Source organism: Streptococcus sp. K0074 (genome assembly GCF_048843365.1).
In the GTDB taxonomy this organism is placed as follows: Bacteria; Bacillota; Bacilli; order Lactobacillales; family Streptococcaceae; genus Streptococcus; species Streptococcus mitis_BM.
In genome coordinates, this window is sequence record NZ_CP184836.1 from 895,422 (window position 1) to 914,954 (window position 19,533).

The window sequence follows — 19,533 nt, forward strand, 5'->3', positions numbered from 1 at the left end:
ATGAAAAAAATTGTCTTTACAGGTGGGGGGACGGTTGGACACGTGACCCTCAATCTTTTGTTGATGCCCAAGTTCATCGAAGATGGTTGGGAAGTTCACTATATCGGGGATAAGCGTGGTATCGAACACCAAGAGATCCTCAAGTCGGGTCTAGATGTCACCTTCCATTCCATTGCGACTGGAAAATTGCGTCGTTATTTCTCTTGGCAAAATATGCTGGATGTATTTAAAGTTGGCTGGGGAATTGTCCAATCGCTCTTTATCATGTTGCGACTTCGTCCACAGGCTCTTTTTTCAAAGGGAGGCTTTGTCTCAGTACCGCCTGTTATCGCAGCGCGTGTGTCAGGAGTGCCTGTCTTTATTCACGAATCTGACCTGTCCATGGGCTTGGCCAATAAAATCGCTTATAAATTTGCGACGAAGATGTATTCAACCTTTGAGCAAGCTTCGAGTTTGTCTAAGGTCGAGCATGTGGGAGCAGTGACCAAGGTTTCAGACCAAAACACTCCAGAACCCGATGAATTGGTAGATATTCAAACCCACTTTAATCCCCAATTGCCAACTGTATTGTTTGTTGGCGGTTCAGCAGGTGCTCGTGTCTTTAACCAATTGGTGACAGACCATAAGAAAGAGCTAACCGAGCGCTACAATATTATCAATCTAACTGGAGACTCTAGCCTGAACGAGTTGAGCCAAAATCTTTTTCGTGTTGACTATGTGACCAATCTCTATCAACCCTTGATGGAATTGGCTGATATTGTTGTGACACGAGGTGGTGCCAATACGATTTTTGAGCTCTTGGCCATGGCAAAATTACATGTCATTGTGCCACTTGGTCGTGAAGCTAGTCGTGGAGACCAGATTGAAAATGCAGCCTACTTTGTAAAAAAAGGCTATGCAGAAGAGCTTCAAGAAAGCGATTTGACCTTGGACAGTTTAGAAGAGAAGCTTTCTCACTTACTAAGTCACAAGGAAGATTACCAAGCTAAGATGAAGGCTTCTAAGGAATTGAAATCTCTAGCAGATTTTTATAAACTATTGAAAAAAGATTTATCATAAGGAAAGTAAATGTCAAAAGATAAGAAAAATGAGGGCAAAGAAATCCTCGAAGAATTGAAAGAGTTATCAGAATGGCAGAAACGAAACCAAGAATACCTAAAAAAGAAGGCTGAAGAAGAGGCAGCCCTAGCTGAGGAGAAGGAAAAGGAAAGACAAGCTCGAATGGGAGAAGAATCTGAGAAGTCAGAGGACAAGCAGGATCAGGAGAGTGAAACAGACCGGGAAGATGAAGAATCAGCTAAGGAAGAGTCTGAAGAAAAAGTAGCATCCTCAGAGGGTGACAAAGAGGAAGAAGAGAAAGAAGAATCAGGGTCTAAAGAGGACGAGGAACAGGATAAAAAGCTTGCTAAAAAGGCTACAAAAGAAAAACCAGCCAAAGCAAAGATTCCTGGCCTTCATATCTTACGAGCCTTAACGATTTTATTTCCAAGTCTGCTTTTATTGATTGTCTCTGCCTACTTACTCAGTCCTTATGCGACCATGAAGGATATCCGTGTTGAGGGAACGGTGCAAACTACGGCTGATGATATTCGACAAGCTTCAGGCATTCAGGATACGGATTATACGATTAACCTTCTGCTAGACAAGGCAAAATATGAAGAGCGGATCAAGTCTAACTATTGGGTGGAATCAGCTCAGCTTGTCTATCAATTTCCAACCAAGTTCACTATCAAGATCAAGGAATATGATATTGTTGCCTACTATGTTTCTGGAGAAAGTCATTATCCAATTCTTTCAAGCGGTCAGCTTGAGACCAGTGCGGTAAGTTTGGTCAGTCTACCAGAAACTTATTTATCAGTTCTCTTTAATGATAGCGAACAAATCAAAACCTTTACGTCAGAACTTGCTCAAATTAGCCCAGAACTCAAGGCGGATATCCAAAAGGTGGAATTAGCCCCAAGCAAGGTAACTTCCGATTTAATTCGATTGACCATGAATGATTCGGACGAAGTCTTGGTTCCCCTTTCTGAAATGAGTAAGAAACTGCCTTATTACAGCAAGATTAAGCCTCAATTGTCAGAACCGAGTGTGGTCGATATGGAAGCTGGAATCTACAGCTACACTGTAGCGGATAAATTAATTATGGAAGCAGAAGAAAAAGCCAAAAAAGAGGCCGAAGAAGCTGAGAAGAAACAGGAAGAAGAACGTAAACGTTTAGAAGAACAGAAAAAACAAGAGGAACAGAGCAATCGAAACCAAACGACCCAGCGTTCACCGCGTCGCTAGGTTTACCTTTTCTCTTATCGTTCTTTAGTAACCATGTTTTTACTTGACAAGTGCTGATAGAAATAATAGAATAGTAAAAAACCTTTAAAGCAGTCCAGAGAGGCAGCTAAGGTTAGACGGTGAAAGGGTGGAGACTACCCATTTTTCGTGGAACCTTGCTGTTGGCAGGTTCCTTTTTTCGTGGCTTCTTGTGGCCAGACTCTCTCACTAGCAAAGGTAAAAGGAGAAACCTATGCGAGAACATCGTCCAGTCATTGCTCTTGATTTTCCTAGTTTTGAGGCGGTCAAGGAATTCTTAGCTCTTTTTCCAGCAGAAGAAAGCCTTTATCTTAAGGTAGGGATGGAGCTTTATTACGCAACAGGGCCTGAGATTGTGTCTTACTTGAAAGATCTGGGTCACAGTGTCTTTTTGGATCTCAAGTTGCATGACATTCCCAATACAGTCAAATCAGCTATGAAGGTCTTATCTCAGCTTGGTGTGGATATGACCAATGTTCATGCTGCTGGCGGTGTAGAGATGATGAAGGCTGCGCGTGAAGGTCTTGGAAGTCAAGCCAAATTGATCGCTGTAACGCAGCTTACATCAACATCAGAAGCTCAGATGCAGGATTTTCAAAATATTCAAACCAGTCTGCAGGAGTCTGTGATTCATTATGCTAAGAAGACAGCTGAAGCCGGATTAGATGGTGTTGTTTGCTCAGCTCAGGAAGTGCAACTCATCAAGCAGGCTACCAATCCAGAGTTTATCTGTCTGACACCGGGCATTCGTCCTCAGGGAGCAGCTGTTGGAGATCAAAAACGCGTGATGACGCCAGCGGATGCTTATCAAATCGGTAGTGACTATATCGTAGTGGGACGTCCCATTACCCAAGCTGAGGATCCTGTTGCAGCTTATCATGCCATCAAGGATGAATGGACACAGGACTGGAATTAAAGAACTAGATTAGAAAAATAAAAGGAGAATACCATGACACTTGCTAAAGATATTGCTAGCCACCTCTTGAAAATTCAAGCCGTTTACCTCAAACCAGAGGAGCCTTTCACTTGGGCATCTGGTATCAAGTCACCGATTTATACTGATAATCGTGTGACATTAGCCTATCCAGAAACTCGTACTCTCATTGAAAATGGTTTTGTGGATGCTATCAAAGAAGCCTTTCCAGAGGTAGAAGTGATTGCAGGGACTGCAACAGCAGGGATTCCGCACGGAGCTATTATTGCTGACAAGATGAACTTGCCATTTGCCTACATCCGTAGCAGACCAAAAGACTACGGAGCTGGTAACCAAATCGAAGGCCGCGTGGCTCAGGGACAAAAGATGGTAGTGGTTGAAGATCTCATTTCAACTGGTGGTTCTGTTCTTGAAGCTGTTGCAGCAGCTAAGCGAGAAGGAGCAGATGTGCTTGGAGTTGTAGCGATTTTCAGCTACCAATTGCCAAAAGCAGACAAAAACTTTGCAGATGCAGGTGTCAAACTTGTGACGCTTTCAAACTACAGTGAGCTTATCCATCTAGCCCAAGAAGAAGGCTACATTACGCCAGAAGGCTTGGACCTTCTAAAACGCTTTAAAGAAGACCAAGAAAATTGGCAAAATGCCTAAAACATAGAAAATCAGGTAGTCACTAGGATTACCTGATTTCTTTTTGTGATGTTATTGGATCTGATACTCAATGAAAATCAAAGAGCAAATTAGGAATCTAGCCGCAGGTTGCTCAAAGCACGGCTTTGAGGTTGTAGATAAAGCTGACGCGGTTTGAATTGATTTTCGAAGAGTATTAGTCAACTTTTCCGCCTTCAACAACTAGATCATCTGCTTTAGCAGCGTCACCGTAGGTTGGGTGGAGTGTTTTTTCATAAGCCTTGTGGAAGAAGTTTTCCTTACCTAATTTTTCAATATCTTTATTGATGAAGTCTAGCAATTCTTGGTTGCCTTTTTGAACTGCTGCTGCGATGGTATCTGGATCACCGAGGGAAGTAATTCCTACTTCAAATCCTTTATTTTCAAGTGCCCAAGCTAGGACTTCCGTATTGTCAGTTGAAAAGGCATCTCCACGTCCGTCAAGAAGGGCTTGGTAAGAGTCACTGTATTGGTCGTATTTTTGGAGTTTTACTTCTGGATGATTTTTTTCAAAATAAGTTTCAGCAGTCGTTCCTTTTGTGACAATCAAGGTTTTATCTTCAAGTTGTTTGACGTCAGTAATGAGACCAGTCTTAGGTGATACGACACCCAGAGAAACTTTCATGTATGGAAGGGCAAAATCAACTTGTTTCTTACGTTCGTCAGTTACTGTAAAGTTGGCAAGGGTAATATCCACCTTGTTTGAAATCAAGTATTCCGCACGATTTGCAGCATCGACTGAAACGTATTTGACCTTGACACCAAGGTCTTGGGCCAGTTGATTCCCAAGTTCGATATCGTAACCTTGGTAAGAACCGTCATTGTCAACGTAGCCAAACGGTTTCTTATCTCCAAATACGGCGATTCGTAGCTCACCGCTTTTTTTGATTTCATCAATTGTGCGAGCCTTGGCAGTGGTTTTACCTGACGATGCACCACCATTTCCACCTGAGCTACAAGCTGTGACAAAGATAAGGGCGAAGGCAAGTGCCAAAACAGTTAAAAGTGGTTTGAATAGTTTCATAAAAATCTCCTTTATAGATATGAGCCAAATTGGCTAAAGTCAAAGACGTTTAAAAATTCCTGGGCTCGTTTGGTTTGAGGATTGGTAAAGAAGGCTTGAGCTGTTCCTTCTTCAGCAATTTTCCCTTGGTCTAGGAAGATAATCCGATCGGCAATAGCTTGAGCAAACTGCATTTCGTGGGTTACTAAAATCATGGTACGGCCTTCTTGGGCCAAATCATTGATAAGTTCCAGCACCTCACGCACCATTTCTGGATCCAGCGAAGCAGTCACTTCGTCAAAAAGGATAATTTCTGGATGCATGAGGAGGGCACGGACAATTGCAACCCGTTGCTTCTGTCCACCAGATAATTGACGCGCAAAGCTATGTTGTTTATCTAGCAAACCAACACGTTCCAGTAGTTGCAGAGCTTCTTCCGTTACTTCTTTCTTGTCTCTTCCCTGAGCCTTGATAGGGCCTAGGATGAGGTTTTGTAGGACATCCAGATGGGGAAAGAGTTCATAGCTTTGAAAGACCATGCCAATCTTTTGGCGAACCAGGTGAAAGTCTTTTTTATTTTCAACGATAGACTGACCGTCCAGAAGAATATCTCCACCTTGAATACTTTCTAAGCCATTGAGGCAACGAAGGAGGGTACTTTTCCCACAACCAGATGGCCCTAGGATAACCACAACTTCTCCTTTATTGATTTGTAGGGATAGACCTTGGAGGATAGGATTGTCTCCGAAGGATTTTTTTAGTTCCTTGATTTCTAAAATAGTTTCAGACATTTAGTTCCTCCAATGTTTTTCTAAGTGAGTGGATAGTTTGGAAATAGGGAAGCAGACTGCGAAATACAAGACCAGAATGGTTCCATAAATCCAGAAGGAAGCGGTTGGGATGGTCAGGCGATTGCTGTCGATGATTTGTTGCCCAACCTTAGTAACCTCAACAACCCCAATCAAGACAACCAAGGAAGTGGTTTTAATCATCCGAGTGACAAGGTTAATGGCCTGAGGTAGCAGTCTTCTCAAAACCTGTGGGATGATGATGTGGTAGTAAAGTTGAACATTGGTCAAACCTAGCGCCTGTCCACTTTCAAACTGATGCTTAGGGAGGGAAGTGATGGCTCCACGGACCAAGTCCCCCATTTCAGCTGTTCCCCAGAGGGTAAAAACGATAATAGCAGAAGTCTCGCCTGAGATATTGATATTAAAGTTTCGAGCCAAGCCAAAGTAAACGATGAAAAGTAGCACCAGCTGGGGCATGATACGGATAAATTCCAGATACAATCGTGTTAAAAATCGTATGATTCTAGAATGGGAGGTCATGATGATTCCCATGACTGTTCCGAACATCATGGATAAGAGGACAGACAGGATGGATATCCCAATCGTAACGCCCAATCCCTGTAAAATCCGCAGGAGATTATTTCCCTGAAAGAGTACTTGGATTCCCGAATCCTGCATGGCGGAGCCTCCTTTCTATCCAACTAAAGACCAGTGAGATGGGTAGCAGCATGATCAGATAAGCAACTACCAACATAGTTAGCGCAATGTCTGTCTCATAGTAGAGCCCAATCAAGTCCTTGGCGACGTACATGAGGTCGGCCAAAGCCACTGCTGAGAAAACAGAGGTTTCCTTGATGAGGAAAATGACATTGGCACTAAAGGAAGGTAGGGCCACCGCTGTTGCTTGCGGAAGAACCACATAGCGAAAGACCTGTACAGGTGTCAGACCGATAGCTAATCCAATCTCCTGCTGGGTTTGACTGACGGCTTCCAGCCCACTTCGGAAAGATTCTGCCATATAGGAGCCTCCTAAAAACACCAGTCCTAAAGTGGCACAGACTTCTGAAGATAGGACAATCCCTACTCTAGGAAGACCGAAGTAGAGAAAGAAGAGTTGAATCAAAAGGGGCGTATTGCGTGACAATTCAATATAGGCTGTCGCTACTTGCGCCAAAACAGGGATTTGATAGTGTCGGATGATACTAATGATTAAACCGAGCAGAAAGGATCCCAGAATTCCCCAAACTGCAATATGCAAGGTTAGAAGAAATGCCTTTTGATATAGTGGTAGATATTGTTCAACAATGGACCAATCCAAAAATAGAACCTCCCATCTAGAAATAATACAGTTATTGTAGCACTTAAAATCTCCTTTGGATAATATCTATTTTTTATTGCCCTTATAAGGATTTTTTATCATAGACATAAAATTTCTGAAATTTCCAAACAAAATATTTGAAAAATTTTGAAAAAAGAGTTAAGATATTTTTGTAATATACAAAGTAAACGCTTACTTATTAAGGAGGGCATTTTATGTCATACAAAACAAGCAATGCAGAAGGTCATGTAGATTTCATCAATACCTATGATTTGGAGCCAATGGCGCAACAAGTTATTCCTAAAGCAGCATTTGGCTATATCGCTAGTGGGGCGGAAGATACTTTCACTTTACGTGAGAATATTCGTGCCTTTAACCACAAACTCATCGTTCCGCATACGCTTTGCAATGTAGAAAATCCAAGTACAGAGATTGAATTTGCAGGTGAAAAATTGTCTTCACCAATCATCATGGCGCCTGTTGCGGCTCATAAATTGGCAAATGAACAGGGTGAAGTGGCGACTGCGCGTGGTGTGCATGAGTTTGGGTCCCTCTATACAACCAGTTCTTACTCTACTGTCGATCTTCCAGAAATTACAGAAGCCCTTCAAGGGACACCTCATTGGTTCCAATTTTACTTTAGTAAAGATGACGGGATTAACCGCCACATCATGGACCGTGTGAAGGCTGAAGGTTATAAAGCGATTGTCTTGACGGCAGATGCGACTGTAGGGGGCAATCGTGAGGTTGATAAGCGTAATGGTTTTGTCTTCCCAGTTGGCATGCCGATTGTTGAAGAATACCTGCCAGAAGGTGCTGGTAAATCAATGGATTTTGTTTACAAATCAGCTAAACAACGCTTGTCTCCACGTGATGTAGAATTTATTGCTGAATACTCAGGACTTCCTGTGTATGTCAAGGGACCACAATGCCGTGAGGACGTTGAACGTTCGCTTGCTGCGGGAGCTTCTGGTATCTGGGTAACCAACCATGGTGGCCGCCAAATCGACGGTGGACCAGCTGCCTTTGACTCACTTCAAGAAGTAGCAGAAGCAGTTGACAAACGCGTACCAATTGTCTTTGACTCAGGTATTCGTCGTGGTCAACACGTCTTTAAAGCCTTGGCTTCAGGAGCAGACTTGGTAGCTATTGGCCGCCCGGTTATCTATGGTTTGGCTCTCGGTGGTAGTGTTGGTGTACGTCAAGTCTTTGAACACTTGAATGCAGAATTGAAGACAGTCATGCAGTTGTCTGGAACTCAGACTATTGAAGATGTCAAACACTTCAAACTCCGTCACAACCCGTACAACCCAACTTTCCCAGTTGACCCTCGTGACTTAAAATTGTATTGATAAAACAGCTTGCCTCCACTTGATGTGGAGGTTTTTCTTCGTCTATAGGAGGAAGAAATCACCATTAAAAACAATATAAATATATTTTCTAATCAAATATCTTGCTAGGGCTTTCATTTTTTGCTATACTGGTGCAGTAATTAAATAATAAAGACATTTGGGGTGCTTTAGGCTGAGATGATACCCATTGAACCTGATACAGTTAATACTGGCGAAGGGAAATGTGAAACGTTTTTTCGTATGGCGAAATGAACAATCTAATCTTGTAAGCTAAACTCTAATTCTTGATTGTAATTGGAGTTTTTTTGTTTATACAAACTGGATAGGCTTGTTTAGGTATCTCTCTGCAAATGCCCTCGATTTTCTTTAAAAAGGTCAAGTAAAACTAGGATTTTCTTGATGTTTTGTTGATTACGAACGAGTAAAGAGAGGAAAAGTAAATATGGAAACACAAGACTATGCATTTGAGCCAGGTTTGACTGTTGGAGAATTATTAAAAAGCAGTCAGAAGGATTGGCAGGTTGCAATCAATCATCGTTTTGTTAAGGAACTTTTTGCGGGGACAATTGAGAATAAGGTCTTAAAAGACTACCTAATTCAAGATTACCACTTCTTTGATGCCTTCTTATCCATGCTGGGTGCTTGCGTAGCCCACGCAGACCAGCTTGAATCCAAGCTTCGTTTTGCCAAGCAACTAGGCTTTCTTGAAGCAGATGAAGACGGTTATTTCCAAAAGGCTTTCAAAGAGTTAAAAGTATCTGAGAATGACTATCTGGAAGTGACCTTGCATCCTGTAACAAAAGCCTTTCAGGAGCTTATGTATTCTGCTGTTTCATCATCAGACTACGCTTATCTTTTGGTCATGCTGGTCATTGCAGAAGGTCTCTATTTAGACTGGGGTTCTAAAGATTTGGCTTTACCTGAAACCTATATTCATTCGGAATGGATCAATCTCCACAGAGGTCCTTTCTTTGCAGAGTGGGTTCAATTTCTGGTTGACGAACTCAATCGTGTTGGGAAAGGTCTAGAAGATTTGACAGAACTTCAGCAACGCTGGAACCAAGCAGTTTCTCTAGAATTAGCCTTTTTTGATATTGGTTATGAATTATAGGATGAATTTAATCTTTTTATATAGATTAAAAGAATTAACAAACAAAATATATAAATATATTTTCCAGCCAAATATCTTGCTAGGGCTTTCAATTTCTGTTATACTAGCACAGTAATTAAATAATAAAGACATTTGGGGTGCTTTAGGCTGAGATGATACCCATTGAACCTGATACAGTTAATACTGGCGAAGGGAAATGTGAGAAGTTTTTTTCGTATGTCGAAAAGAACTGTCTAATCTTGTAAGCTAAACTCTAATTCTTGATTGTAATTGGAGTTTTTTTGTTTATTAAAAGAGGATAGGCTGGACGTTAAGCCTTTCGGTATCTCACCTTGAATACTCCACTTTTCTTTAAAAAAGGAGTTTTTTATGTTGAAAAAATGGCAATTAAAAGATGTTATCTTACTTGCTTTCTTGTCTATCTTTTTTGGTGGCGTTTTTGTAGGATCTGGCTATCTGTTTGATATCCTCACTCTGATTTTAGCCCCTCTTGGTTTGCAGGCCTTTGCCAATGAAATCCTCTTTGGTCTCTGGTGTATGGCTGCGCCCATTGCTGCCATCTTTGTTCCAAGAGTGGGAAGCGCAACGATTGGAGAAGTGCTAGCTGCGCTTGCTGAAGTCCTTTATGGTAGCCAATTCGGTCTAGGTGCCCTTTTGTCTGGCTTGGTTCAAGGTTTGGGAAGTGAACTTGGTTTTATCGTAACCAAGAATCGCTATGAAAGTTGGCTCTCTCTAACTGCCAATAGTATTGGGATTACGCTTGTTAGCTTTGTCTATGAATACATTAAGTTAGGTTACTACGCCTTTTCAGTGCCTTTTGTACTTTCCTTGCTAGTGGTACGTTTTATTTCCGTCTTTTTCTTCTGTACCATCTTGGTTCGTGCTATTGTCAAACTTTATCATCAGTTTGCAACTGGGGGCAAGGCATAGATGGGGCTGGAACTACGAGCGATTCAGTCCCCAATCTTCTCTGAGCCGATTGATTTTACTTTTCATGCGCAAGCCTTTACCTTGTTAGTTGGGAGCAGTGGTTCAGGAAAATCTAGCCTCTTTCAAATGATCGCCCAAGTCAGTTCTCTTCCCTATAGCGGTCAAGTCCTGATAAATGGGAACGAGGTCAGTCAGCTTTCTATCATCGAACGTGTCCAGACGGTTGGCATTCTCTTTCAAAATCCCAATCATCAATTTACCATGGAGAACTTGTTTGAGGAGCTGATTTTTACCTTGGAGAATATTGAGCATCCCGTTCAGGAAATTGATTCTAAAATAGCAGAGGTTGTCCAGCAATGTCGCTGCGAGAAGATCTTGCACCGTCCAATTCATCACTTATCAGGTGGAGAAAAGCAAAAGGCTGCTTTGGCTGTTCTCTTTGCTATGAATCCTAGGGTCTATCTCTTGGATGAGCCCTTCGCTTCCATTGACCGCAAGAGTAGGATAGAGATATTGGAGATTCTAAAAGAGTTGGTCTCTGATGGGAAGACAGTTGTTTTGTGCGACCATGATTTATCTGATTATGAAGCCTATATCGACCATATGGTGGAGCTAAGAGACGGACAACTAAGGAAAATAAATCAAATCCCTGCCTCTGAAATGACACAGGCTGTTTCAAAGGAAGTTGCTTCTAGCCCGGAACTGTTCCATATGGATCGAACGACTTGTGAGCTAGATAAGCGTCCCCTCTTTTCGATTGTGGATTTTACATTTTACCAAGGAATTTCCTGTATCTTGGGTGACAATGGTGTCGGGAAATCAACCCTCTTTCGGTCTATTCTTCAATTTCAAAAGTATAAGGGGCGCATTACCTGGAAGGGGACAGTCTTGAAAAAGAAAAAGAGTTTGTATCGTGACCTGACGGGTGTTGTTCAGGAAGCTGAAAAGCAGTTTATCAGGGCCAGTCTGCGAGAAGAGCTTCAATTAGATAGTCCAGACTCTGAAAGAAATCAGCGAATTTTCCAAGCTTTACGGTATTTTGATCTGGAGCAGGCACTCGATAAGAGCCCCTATCAATTAAGTGGTGGTCAGCAAAAGATTCTTCAGCTCTTGACCATCTTGACCAGCAAGGCTTCTGTGATTTTACTAGATGAACCTTTTGCTGGTTTGGATGATAGAGCCTGCCATTATTTTTGCAAGTGGATTGTGGAGGAGAGAAATCAGGGAAGAAGTTTTCTGATCATTAGCCATCGTTTAGATCCCTTGATCTCTGTGGTTGATTATTGGATTGAGATGACTAGTCAGGGTCTCAGTCATGTGAAAGCAGTGACAATTGCCAAACCACTCACATCTCAGAGTAGCAATACCCAAGGGGAGGTGAGATAGTATGGTCAAAGTAGCAACCCAGACACCGATTATCAGTCTCTTCTTGCTGATTTTATCCTTGGAAACATCTTTCGTTCCTTCGATTGCTCTTAATCTCTCGGTAGTCGCATTTTGTATTCTCTTTATGCTCTATTACCGTAGATTTAAAGTATTGGCTTGGATGATTCTGCTCGCCATTTTGCCATCTTTGGCTAACTACTGGGCAGTTCAGTTACACGGAGATGCTTCGCAGGCAGTCATGCTTGGAACGAGGGCTTTTGTGACAGTTTGTATTGGTCTTGTCTTTGTTTCCTCTATTTCCTTAAAAGAGCTTCTTTTGTACTTGGCTAAAAAGGGGTTATCACGCTCTTGGGCCTATGCCTTGATTGTGGTATTCAATTCCTTTCCCCTTATTCAGCAAGAAATCAAGTCCCTCAAGGAAGCTTGCCTATTACGCGGTCAAGAACTACATTTTTGGTCGCCCTTGATTTACAGCAAGGTTCTGATGACGGTCTTTAGGTGGCGCCATCTTTACCTGAGAGCCCTGTCGGCGCATGGATATGACGAACATGCACAGGTGGAGAATCGCTATCGGACTTTTTATATTCCTCAAAGGACAATATTCATCTACCTGCTGTTCTTTTTATTGCTTCAAACCAGTCTATTTTTATAAAGGAGTTATTATGGAATTTACAGATATTGCGATGGAATTGTCCAAGGAAGCTTGGCAGGCTTCCTTTCATCACCCCTTTGTTTTACAGTTGCAAGAGGGTAATTTAGACCCGTCCATCTTTCGCTATTACTTGATTCAGGATGCCTACTATTTGAAGGCCTTCTCAGAAGCCTATCACCTTTTGGCTAATAAGACTTCAAACCAAGAGATGAAAAGACTCTTGAAACAAAATGCTCAGAGTTTGGTGGAGGGTGAGTTATTTATCCGCCAACAATTTTTCAAGGAATTGGAAATCAGCGACCAGGAAATGGAGCAACATCCAATCGCTCCAACCTGTTATCATTACATTTCACACATTTATCGGCAATTTGCAGAACCAAACCTGGGCATTGCCTTTGCAAGTTTGTTGCCTTGTCCTTGGTTATACCATGATATAGGCAAATCCCTTAATCTTAAACCATCACCAAATCCTCTCTACCAACAATGGATTGAAACTTATATTACGGATGAACTTGAACAGCAAATAAAAGAAGAGTCTGAGCTAGTCAATCAACTCTATCGAGAAAGTGACGAGACAGACAGGAAAAAAATGTTAGATGCCTTCCACATCAGTGTTCACATGGAAGCCAAGTTTTGGCAAATGGCCTACCAACACCAAACATGGAAGAGCGATTTACAGTCTTTAGAAACAGGAGAATAATAAACATGAGAAAGCACCAATTACAAGTTCACAAATTAACCATTTTATCTATGATGATTGCCCTTGATGTAGTCCTTACGCCTATCTTTCGGATTGAGGGAATGGCACCGATGTCCAGTGTAGTCAATATTCTAGCAGGAATCATGATGGGACCTGTTTATGACTTGGCTATGGCTACAGTGACAGCCTTTATCCGTATGACGACTCAAGGGATTCCGCCTTTAGCTCTCACAGGAGCGACTTTTGGAGCCCTTCTAGCAGGTCTCTTTTATAAGTATGGTCGAAAATTTTATTTTTCTGCTTTGGGAGAAATTTTGGGAACAGGTATTATTGGTTCTATTGTTTCCTATCCTGTTATGGTACTTTTTACAGGATCAGCTGCTAAGCTTAGCTGGTTTATCTACACGCCTCGATTTTTCGGAGCAACCTTGATTGGGACAGCGATTTCCTTTATTGCCTTTCGATTTTTAATCAAGCAGGAATTCTTTAAAAAAGTGCAGGGATATTTCTTTGGTGAAAGGATAGACTGATGCAGGCATTTACAAATCCCTTTCCTATAGGCTCTAGTTCCCTAATTCACTGTATTACCAATGAGATTTCATGTGAGATGATAGCAAATGGGATTTTAGCTCTGGGATGCAAACCTGTCATGGCAGATGATCCCCGTGAGGTTCTTGATTTTACTAAGCAAATCCAGGCTCTCTTCATCAATTTGGGGCATTTGTCAGCCGAGAAGGAAAAAGCAATTCGTATGGCAGCTTCTTATGCAGCTCAAGTTTCTCTCCCAATGGTAGTAGATGCTGTTGGCGTAACAGCTTCATCCATTCGTAAGAGCTTAGTTAAAGACCTTTTAGACTATAGACCTACGGTCCTTAAAGGAAATATGTCGGAAATCCGAAGTCTTGTTGGTTTAAAGCACCACGGCGTTGGTGTCGATGCCAGTGCTAAAGATCAAGAAACTGAGGATTTGCTTCAAGTCTTGAAAGACTGGTGTCAGACCTATCCTGGTATGTCATTCTTAGTCACAGGCCCCAAGGACCTCATCGTTTCAGAGAATCAGGTTGCTGTATTGGAGAATGGCTGTGCAGAATTAGACTGGATAACAGGGACAGGAGACTTGGTTGGAGCCTTAACAGCTGTTTTTCTCAGCCAAGGAAAGACAGGTTTTGAAGCTTCTTGCTTAGCAGTCTCTTATCTCAATATCTCTGCTGAGAAAATCGCTGTTCAAGAAATGGGATTGGAAGATTTTCGTTACCAAGTACTCAATCAGCTTTCGCTCCTCAAAAGAGATGAAAACTGGCTAGATGATATCAAAGGAGATGTTTATGAATAGAGAAGCACTTAGATTGTATCTGGTAACCAATCGCTACCAAGATTCAGTGGAAAGTTTTCTTGAAAAGATTGAGACAGCTTGCCGTTCAGGGGTTACTATAGTCCAATTACGAGAAAAAAATCTTACAACCAATCAATATTATCAACTGGCAAAACAAGTCAAGGAAATAACAGATGCCTATCAGGTACCCTTGATTATCGATGATCGGTTGGATATCTGTCTTGCAGTCGATGCTGCAGGTTTGCATATTGGCGATGATGAACTACCAGTTTCGGTTGCCCGACAAGTCTTGGGCCCTGAAAAAATACTTGGTGTCACAGCTAAAACTGTAAAAAGAGCCCTTGAGGCAGAAGAAGGAGGGGCGAATTACTTGGGGACAGGAGCCATTTTCCCAACTACCACCAAGGAAAATGCGCCTATCACCCTGATTTCAACCTTGAAAACAATTTGCCAAATGATAGCTATTCCAGTAGTTGCTATTGGGGGCTTGACGTCAGAGAACATTGACCAGCTTATTGGCACTGGCATAGCTGGTGTAGCTGTAGTGCGTGATTTGATGCAGGCAGAAGATATAGAGGCCAAAACGCAAGCCTTTTTGACAAAGTTGGATGACATTATTTTCTAATTAATACTCAATGAAAATCAAAGAGCAAACTAGGAAGCTAGCCGCAGGTTGCTCAAAGCACAGCTTTGAGGTTGCAGATAAAGCTGACGTAGTTTGAATAGATTTTCGAAGAGTATAAAAACTCTCTAATTCCCTTAAAGTGGGAACTAGAGAGTTTTTTTAATCTTTAAAGCTTGTATGGTTGACTGGGCCAGAACCATGACCGAGTTGAGGGGCGTCTTGGATGGCTTTTGTAATAAAGGCCTTGGCTTTATCGACTGCTTGATAGAGGGTTTTCCCCTTGGCTAGTTCAGCAGTAATCACTGCAGCAAAGGTACATCCAGTACCATGGGTGTGACAGGTTTGAATTCGTGGACTTTCCCAGACAAATTGGTCATCCTTGGTAAAGAGGAAATCCTTAGCACCGCCTTCGAGATGCCCACCTTTGATTACCACAGACTGAGGACCAAATTCTTTTAAAATCAAGCGACCGGCACGCTGCATATCTTCAGGATCATGGATTGAAAAACCAACAATTTCTTCCGCCTCAGGAAGATTGGGTGTGATAATGGTTGCAAGGGGAAGTAGGTTTGTTTTTAGGTAAGTTCTGGCACTGGTATCAATCAGGGTGTCACCGCTTGTTGCGACCATAACAGGGTCAAGGACGTAGGGACAGTCCAGCATTTTAAGATAGGGTTGGATGATTTCCATGATTTCGGTAGTTGCCAACATCCCAGTTTTTACAGCCTGAGGCTTGATATCCGAAAAGACACTCTCCAATTGAGCTTTCAACATTTGAGGAGAAACGTGCTCGATTAGCTGAACACCTCTGGTATTTTGAGCGACAAGACTGGTCACAACGGCCATTCCATAGACATCTCTAGCTTGGAACGACTTTAAGTCAGCCATAATGCCAGCACCACCACTAGGGTCAGTCCCTGCAATGGTCAAAGCAACGGGTAAATAAGTCATCTAAAACCTCCCAACCAACTGAAGTTTGTATTCTTAAGAACAAGCTAGTCTGTTTTAGAAAGGTAATAGAAGATTGCTAGTCCCCATTATCATTTCCACTTCCATCAGCTAGCATTACCTAGATTGAGTCAGAGGGATCTAACAGTCGTTAATCTCAGCTTTACGCACCCCTAGTGGTTGTTTTCTTTTTTCTTTAGTATAGCATATTTTTATTGTTTATATAGTAATATTTGACTGAAAATCCTGTATCATATGGTTAAAATTAAATTTTTCAAAGAAAAGATTAATTTCATAATTGACAAATGTAGATTTCGAGAGTATACTATTAATTGTAATTGACAAATGTAGATTTTGGAGGTGTGATCATGCAGATTTCAGATGCAGAATGGCAGGTTATGAAGATTATTTGGATGCAGGGGGAGCAGACGAGTACGGATTTGATCAGGGTTCTGGCGGAGCGGTTTGACTGGTCCAAATCAACCATTCAGACTCTTTTGGCTCGTTTGGTTGAGAAAAAGTGTCTGACTCGGAAAAAAGAAGGCAAGTCTTTTGTTTATTCAGCCCTTTTAACTTTGGACCAAAGTCGGGATTTACTTGTCCAAGATATCAAGGACAAGGTTTGTTCTCGTAGGATTAAGAACTTGTTGGCTGATTTGATTATGGAATGTGATTTTACTCTGGCTGACTTGGAAGACTTAGAAGCTGTGATTTCTAAGAAGAAATCAAGCGCTGTAACAGAAGTAAAATGTAATTGTATGTAAAGGAGACGTCATGTTAAATAGTATTGTAACCATTATTTGTATTGCCCTTATCGCCTTTATCTTGTTTTGGTTTTTCAAAAAGCCTGAAAAATCTGGACAAAAGGCCCAGCAAAAAAAGGGTTACCAAGAGATTCGCGTGGAAGTCATGGGAGGCTATACGCCTGAGTTGATTATTCTCAAGAAATCAGTGCCAGCCCGCATTGTCTTTGACCGCAAGGATCCTTCACCATGTTTGGATCAAATTGTTTTTCCAGACTTTGGTGTGCATGCTGACCTGCCAATGGGTGAAGAGTATGTAGTGGAAATCACGCCTGAACAGGCTGGAGAGTATGGTTTCTCTTGTGGCATGAATATGATGCACGGCAAGATGATTGTAGAATAGGAGAATGATATGACTGAAATTGTAAAAGCAAGTCTTGAAAATGGTGTTCAAAAAATCCGTATCCGAGCTGAGAAAGGCTATCGTCCAGCCCATATCCAGCTTCAAAAAGGGATTCCAGCTGAGATTACCTTTCATCGCACCACTCCTTCAAATTGTTATAAGGAAATTCTTTTTGAAGAAGAAGGAATTCTAGAACCAATCGGCGTAGATGAGGAGAAAGTCATTCGTTTTACACCTCAAGAATTAGGTCAACATGAATTTTCTTGTGGTATGAAGATGCAAAAGGGGAGTTATACAGTTGTTGAGAAGACTCGAAAATCTCTATCACTTTTACAGCGTTTTTGGATTACTAGTATCTTTACTGTGCCTCTTGTGATCCTCATGATTGGGATGTCGACAGGAGGAATTAGTCACCAAGTCCTGCGTTGGGGAACCTTTTTAGCAACAACACCGATTATGCTAGTAGCAGGTGGTCCTTATATCCAAAGTGCTTGGGCTAGTTTTAAAAAGCACAATGCCAACATGGATACCTTAGTTGCTCTGGGAACCCTAGTGGCCTATTTCTATAGCTTAGTTGCCCTCTTCGCTGGTCTCCCCGTTTACTTTGAAAGTGCTGCATTTATCTTCTTCTTCGTTCTTTTGGGAGCCGTTTTTGAGGAGAAAATGCGGAAAAATACTTCCCAAGCTGTGGAGAAATTACTTGACTTGCAGGCTAAAACTGCAGAAGTCTTGCGTGAGGATAACTATGTTCAAGTCCCCTTGGAGCAAGTCAAGGTAGGTGACCTGATTCGAGTGCGTCCCGGTGAAAAGATTGCGGTTGATGGTGTCGTAGTAGAAGGTATCTCTAGTATTGATGAGTCTATGGTGACAGGTGAGAGTCTGCCTGTGGACAAGACAGTTGGAGATACCGTCATTGGTTCAACCATCAATAATAGTGGAACACTTGTTTTTAGAGCAGAAAAAGTTGGTTCAGAGACTGTTTTGGCTCAGATTGTGGATTTTGTGAAGAAAGCTCAGACAAGTCGTGCGCCGATTCAAGATTTGACAGATAAAATTTCAGGGATTTTTGTCCCAGCAGTTGTCATTTTAGGAATCGTGACCTTTTGGGTTTGGTTCGTCTTGCTTAGGGATAGTGTAGTCGTGCTTGGAGCGAGTTTTGTCTCTTCTCTTCTCTATGGGGTGGCTGTTTTGATTATTGCCTGCCCTTGTGCCTTGGGTCTTGCAACACCGACAGCCCTTATGGTGGGGACAGGTCGCAGTGCCAAGATGGGAGTTCTCCTCAAAAATGGAACGGTTCTACAGGAAATCCAGAAAGTCCAAACCATTGTCTTTGATAAAACAGGGACTTTGACTGAAGGGAAACCTGTGGTCACAGATATCATCGGCGACGAAGTAGAAGTGCTTGGATTGGCAGCTTCCTTGGAAGAAGCTTCTCAACACCCACTGGCTGAAGCCGTTATGAAACGAGCGAGTGAAGCTGGACTTGAGCTTCAAACTGTTGAAAATTTCCAAGCCTTGCACGGAAAAGGTGTTTCAGGGAAAATAGCTGGAAAACAAGTGTTACTTGGAAATGCTAAAATGCTGGATGGCATGGATATTTCTAGCATTTATCAAGAAAAACTAGAAGAACTGGAAAAAGAAGCTAAGACAGTTGTTTTCTTGGCTGTGGACAATGAAATCAAAGGCCTGCTTGCTCTGCAAGATATTCCTAAGGAAAATGCTAAGCTTGCCATCAGTCAGTTGAAAAAACGAGGTCTTAAAACAGTCATGCTGACAGGAGACAATGCAGGTGTGGCGCGTGCTATTGCCGATCAGATCGGAATCGAAGAGGTCATTGCAGGTGTCTTACCAGAAGAAAAAGCCCATGAAATCCATAAACTACAAGCGACTGGAAAAGTAGCCTTTGTTGGTGACGGTATCAATGACGCTCCTGCCCTCAGTGTAGCAGATGTGGGGATTGCTATGGGAGCTGGAACAGATATCGCCATCGAGTCAGCAGATTTGGTGTTGACAACTAATAACCTCCTAGGAGTGGTTCGTGCCTTTGACATGAGTAAGAAAACCTTTAATCGAATTCTGCTCAATCTTTTCTGGGCCTTTATCTACAATGTCGCCGGAATTCCGATTGCAGCAGGAGTCTTTTCTGGTGTTGGACTGGCCCTCAATCCAGAACTGGCAGGTCTAGCCATGGCCTTTAGTTCTGTATCTGTTCTGACCAGTTCACTCTTACTAAACTTTAGTAAAATAGACTAAAAGCGAGCTTGCTCGCTTTTTATACTCTTCAAACCACGTCAGCTTTATCTGCAACCTCAAAGCTGTGCTTTGAGCAACCTG

General features: G+C 42.1%; 21 protein-coding genes and 3 riboswitches. Of the genes, 16 read left to right on the top strand and 5 right to left on the bottom strand.

Annotation, left to right across the window (positions count from 1 at the left end; genetic code table 11):
• From ACN076_RS04310 to pyrE, 4 genes are all read left to right on the top strand, one after another.
• Positions 1 to 1,059 carry a UDP-N-acetylglucosamine--N-acetylmuramyl-(pentapeptide) pyrophosphoryl-undecaprenol N-acetylglucosamine transferase gene (locus tag ACN076_RS04310; protein WP_261068803.1) on the top strand — a complete coding sequence of 353 codons (1,059 nt, stop codon included), beginning with the start codon at positions 1 to 3 and terminating at the stop codon, positions 1,057 to 1,059.
• 9 nt (positions 1,060 to 1,068) lie between these two features.
• The gene (locus ACN076_RS04315; RefSeq protein ID WP_203176469.1) at positions 1,069 to 2,286 is read left to right on the top strand and encodes a cell division protein FtsQ/DivIB; all 1,218 of its coding nucleotides are present in this window, start codon (positions 1,069 to 1,071) and stop codon (positions 2,284 to 2,286) included.
• 232 nt (positions 2,287 to 2,518) lie between these two features.
• Positions 2,519 to 3,220: an orotidine-5'-phosphate decarboxylase gene (gene pyrF, locus ACN076_RS04320; protein ID WP_101781318.1), complete on the top strand. Its 702-nt coding sequence runs from the start codon at positions 2,519 to 2,521 to the stop codon at positions 3,218 to 3,220.
• Between the two features lie 33 nt (positions 3,221 to 3,253).
• On the top strand, positions 3,254 to 3,886 hold the full coding sequence (gene pyrE, locus ACN076_RS04325) for an orotate phosphoribosyltransferase (RefSeq protein WP_420790202.1): 633 nt from the start codon (positions 3,254 to 3,256) through the stop codon (positions 3,884 to 3,886).
• Positions 3,887 to 4,061: 175 nt separating this feature from the next.
• Here pyrE and ACN076_RS04330 read toward each other — a convergent pair whose 3' ends face one another.
• From ACN076_RS04330 to ACN076_RS04345, 4 genes are read right to left on the bottom strand one after another with little or no spacing between them, the layout of a single operon-like run.
• Positions 4,062 to 4,928, bottom strand: coding sequence for a cysteine ABC transporter substrate-binding protein (locus tag ACN076_RS04330; protein ID WP_420790203.1), 867 nt, complete (start codon positions 4,926 to 4,928; stop codon positions 4,062 to 4,064).
• A gap of 11 nt (positions 4,929 to 4,939) precedes the next feature.
• Positions 4,940 to 5,698, bottom strand: coding sequence for an amino acid ABC transporter ATP-binding protein (locus ACN076_RS04335; RefSeq protein ID WP_060627880.1), 759 nt, complete (start codon positions 5,696 to 5,698; stop codon positions 4,940 to 4,942).
• Positions 5,699 to 6,376 (bottom strand): amino acid ABC transporter permease, encoded by a 678-nt coding sequence (locus ACN076_RS04340; protein WP_001154146.1) that lies wholly within the window; start codon positions 6,374 to 6,376, stop codon positions 5,699 to 5,701.
• The gene (locus tag ACN076_RS04345; RefSeq protein WP_153192054.1) at positions 6,336 to 7,016 is read right to left on the bottom strand and encodes an amino acid ABC transporter permease; all 681 of its coding nucleotides are present in this window, start codon (positions 7,014 to 7,016) and stop codon (positions 6,336 to 6,338) included. Before ACN076_RS04345 ends, ACN076_RS04340 begins: the two co-directional genes overlap by 41 nt.
• 215 nt (positions 7,017 to 7,231) lie before the next feature.
• Between ACN076_RS04345 and lctO the strand changes: the two genes are divergently transcribed.
• From lctO to thiE, 9 genes are all read left to right on the top strand, one after another.
• Complete coding sequence (gene lctO, locus ACN076_RS04350) at positions 7,232 to 8,368, top strand: L-lactate oxidase (protein ID WP_000120723.1); 1,137 nt, start codon at positions 7,232 to 7,234, stop codon at positions 8,366 to 8,368.
• A 148-nt stretch (positions 8,369 to 8,516) separates the two neighbouring features.
• Positions 8,517 to 8,605: riboswitch (TPP riboswitch) on the top strand.
• A gap of 205 nt (positions 8,606 to 8,810) precedes the next feature.
• Positions 8,811 to 9,479, top strand: coding sequence for a TenA family protein (locus ACN076_RS04355; RefSeq protein WP_060806255.1), 669 nt, complete (start codon positions 8,811 to 8,813; stop codon positions 9,477 to 9,479).
• A 123-nt stretch (positions 9,480 to 9,602) separates the two neighbouring features.
• A riboswitch (TPP riboswitch) is annotated at positions 9,603 to 9,691 on the top strand.
• 157 nt (positions 9,692 to 9,848) lie between these two features.
• Complete coding sequence (locus tag ACN076_RS04360) at positions 9,849 to 10,409, top strand: ECF transporter S component (RefSeq protein ID WP_000915276.1); 561 nt, start codon at positions 9,849 to 9,851, stop codon at positions 10,407 to 10,409.
• Positions 10,410 to 11,795, top strand: a complete 1,386-nt coding sequence (locus ACN076_RS04365; protein ID WP_420790204.1) for an ATP-binding cassette domain-containing protein — start codon at positions 10,410 to 10,412, stop codon at positions 11,793 to 11,795.
• Position 11,796: 1 nt separating this feature from the next.
• Positions 11,797 to 12,447, top strand: a complete 651-nt coding sequence (locus ACN076_RS04370) for an energy-coupling factor transporter transmembrane component T (RefSeq protein ID WP_420790205.1) — start codon at positions 11,797 to 11,799, stop codon at positions 12,445 to 12,447.
• A 10-nt stretch (positions 12,448 to 12,457) separates the two neighbouring features.
• The gene (gene tenA / locus ACN076_RS04375) at positions 12,458 to 13,147 is read left to right on the top strand and encodes a thiaminase II (RefSeq protein WP_420790206.1); all 690 of its coding nucleotides are present in this window, start codon (positions 12,458 to 12,460) and stop codon (positions 13,145 to 13,147) included.
• A 5-nt stretch (positions 13,148 to 13,152) separates the two neighbouring features.
• The gene (gene thiW / locus ACN076_RS04380; RefSeq protein WP_420790207.1) at positions 13,153 to 13,677 is read left to right on the top strand and encodes an energy coupling factor transporter S component ThiW; all 525 of its coding nucleotides are present in this window, start codon (positions 13,153 to 13,155) and stop codon (positions 13,675 to 13,677) included.
• Positions 13,677 to 14,480 carry a hydroxyethylthiazole kinase gene (locus tag ACN076_RS04385; RefSeq protein ID WP_420790208.1) on the top strand — a complete coding sequence of 268 codons (804 nt, stop codon included), beginning with the start codon at positions 13,677 to 13,679 and terminating at the stop codon, positions 14,478 to 14,480. Before thiW ends, ACN076_RS04385 begins: the two co-directional genes overlap by 1 nt.
• Positions 14,473 to 15,105: a thiamine phosphate synthase gene (gene thiE, locus ACN076_RS04390; protein WP_420790209.1), complete on the top strand. Its 633-nt coding sequence runs from the start codon at positions 14,473 to 14,475 to the stop codon at positions 15,103 to 15,105. The genes ACN076_RS04385 and thiE overlap by 8 nt, the downstream gene beginning before the upstream one ends.
• Before the next feature lie 159 nt (positions 15,106 to 15,264).
• Here the strand turns inward: thiE and thiD are convergent, their stop codons facing one another.
• Complete coding sequence (gene thiD, locus ACN076_RS04395; protein ID WP_420790210.1) at positions 15,265 to 16,056, bottom strand: bifunctional hydroxymethylpyrimidine kinase/phosphomethylpyrimidine kinase; 792 nt, start codon at positions 16,054 to 16,056, stop codon at positions 15,265 to 15,267.
• Between the two features lie 83 nt (positions 16,057 to 16,139).
• Positions 16,140 to 16,238, bottom strand: a riboswitch (TPP riboswitch).
• A gap of 183 nt (positions 16,239 to 16,421) precedes the next feature.
• On the opposite strand from thiD, the gene ACN076_RS04400 reads away from it, so the two are divergent.
• From ACN076_RS04400 to ACN076_RS04410, 3 genes are read left to right on the top strand one after another with little or no spacing between them, the layout of a single operon-like run.
• Positions 16,422 to 16,817, top strand: coding sequence for a CopY/TcrY family copper transport repressor (locus tag ACN076_RS04400; protein WP_420790211.1), 396 nt, complete (start codon positions 16,422 to 16,424; stop codon positions 16,815 to 16,817).
• A gap of 10 nt (positions 16,818 to 16,827) precedes the next feature.
• Positions 16,828 to 17,199: a cupredoxin domain-containing protein gene (locus ACN076_RS04405; RefSeq protein WP_000935055.1), complete on the top strand. Its 372-nt coding sequence runs from the start codon at positions 16,828 to 16,830 to the stop codon at positions 17,197 to 17,199.
• Positions 17,200 to 17,208: 9 nt separating this feature from the next.
• Positions 17,209 to 19,452: a heavy metal translocating P-type ATPase gene (locus tag ACN076_RS04410; protein WP_420790212.1), complete on the top strand. Its 2,244-nt coding sequence runs from the start codon at positions 17,209 to 17,211 to the stop codon at positions 19,450 to 19,452.
• Positions 19,453 to 19,533 lie beyond the last annotated feature (81 nt).

Coding starts and splice junctions, on each gene's coding strand:
- ACN076_RS04310 (WP_261068803.1), top strand. CDS start 1: ATGAAAAAAATTGTCTTTACAGGTGGGGGGACGGTTGGACACGTGACC.
- ACN076_RS04315 (WP_203176469.1), top strand. CDS start 1,069: ATGTCAAAAGATAAGAAAAATGAGGGCAAAGAAATCCTCGAAGAATTG.
- pyrF (WP_101781318.1), top strand. CDS start 2,519: ATGCGAGAACATCGTCCAGTCATTGCTCTTGATTTTCCTAGTTTTGAG.
- pyrE (WP_420790202.1), top strand. CDS start 3,254: ATGACACTTGCTAAAGATATTGCTAGCCACCTCTTGAAAATTCAAGCC.
- ACN076_RS04330 (WP_420790203.1), bottom strand. CDS start 4,928: ATGAAACTATTCAAACCACTTTTAACTGTTTTGGCACTTGCCTTCGCC.
- ACN076_RS04335 (WP_060627880.1), bottom strand. CDS start 5,698: ATGTCTGAAACTATTTTAGAAATCAAGGAACTAAAAAAATCCTTCGGA.
- ACN076_RS04340 (WP_001154146.1), bottom strand. CDS start 6,376: ATGCAGGATTCGGGAATCCAAGTACTCTTTCAGGGAAATAATCTCCTG.
- lctO (WP_000120723.1), top strand. CDS start 7,232: ATGTCATACAAAACAAGCAATGCAGAAGGTCATGTAGATTTCATCAAT.
- ACN076_RS04355 (WP_060806255.1), top strand. CDS start 8,811: ATGGAAACACAAGACTATGCATTTGAGCCAGGTTTGACTGTTGGAGAA.
- ACN076_RS04360 (WP_000915276.1), top strand. CDS start 9,849: ATGTTGAAAAAATGGCAATTAAAAGATGTTATCTTACTTGCTTTCTTG.
- ACN076_RS04365 (WP_420790204.1), top strand. CDS start 10,410: ATGGGGCTGGAACTACGAGCGATTCAGTCCCCAATCTTCTCTGAGCCG.
- ACN076_RS04370 (WP_420790205.1), top strand. CDS start 11,797: ATGGTCAAAGTAGCAACCCAGACACCGATTATCAGTCTCTTCTTGCTG.
- tenA (WP_420790206.1), top strand. CDS start 12,458: ATGGAATTTACAGATATTGCGATGGAATTGTCCAAGGAAGCTTGGCAG.
- thiW (WP_420790207.1), top strand. CDS start 13,153: ATGAGAAAGCACCAATTACAAGTTCACAAATTAACCATTTTATCTATG.
- ACN076_RS04385 (WP_420790208.1), top strand. CDS start 13,677: ATGCAGGCATTTACAAATCCCTTTCCTATAGGCTCTAGTTCCCTAATT.
- thiE (WP_420790209.1), top strand. CDS start 14,473: ATGAATAGAGAAGCACTTAGATTGTATCTGGTAACCAATCGCTACCAA.
- thiD (WP_420790210.1), bottom strand. CDS start 16,056: ATGACTTATTTACCCGTTGCTTTGACCATTGCAGGGACTGACCCTAGT.
- ACN076_RS04400 (WP_420790211.1), top strand. CDS start 16,422: ATGCAGATTTCAGATGCAGAATGGCAGGTTATGAAGATTATTTGGATG.
- ACN076_RS04405 (WP_000935055.1), top strand. CDS start 16,828: ATGTTAAATAGTATTGTAACCATTATTTGTATTGCCCTTATCGCCTTT.
- ACN076_RS04410 (WP_420790212.1), top strand. CDS start 17,209: ATGACTGAAATTGTAAAAGCAAGTCTTGAAAATGGTGTTCAAAAAATC.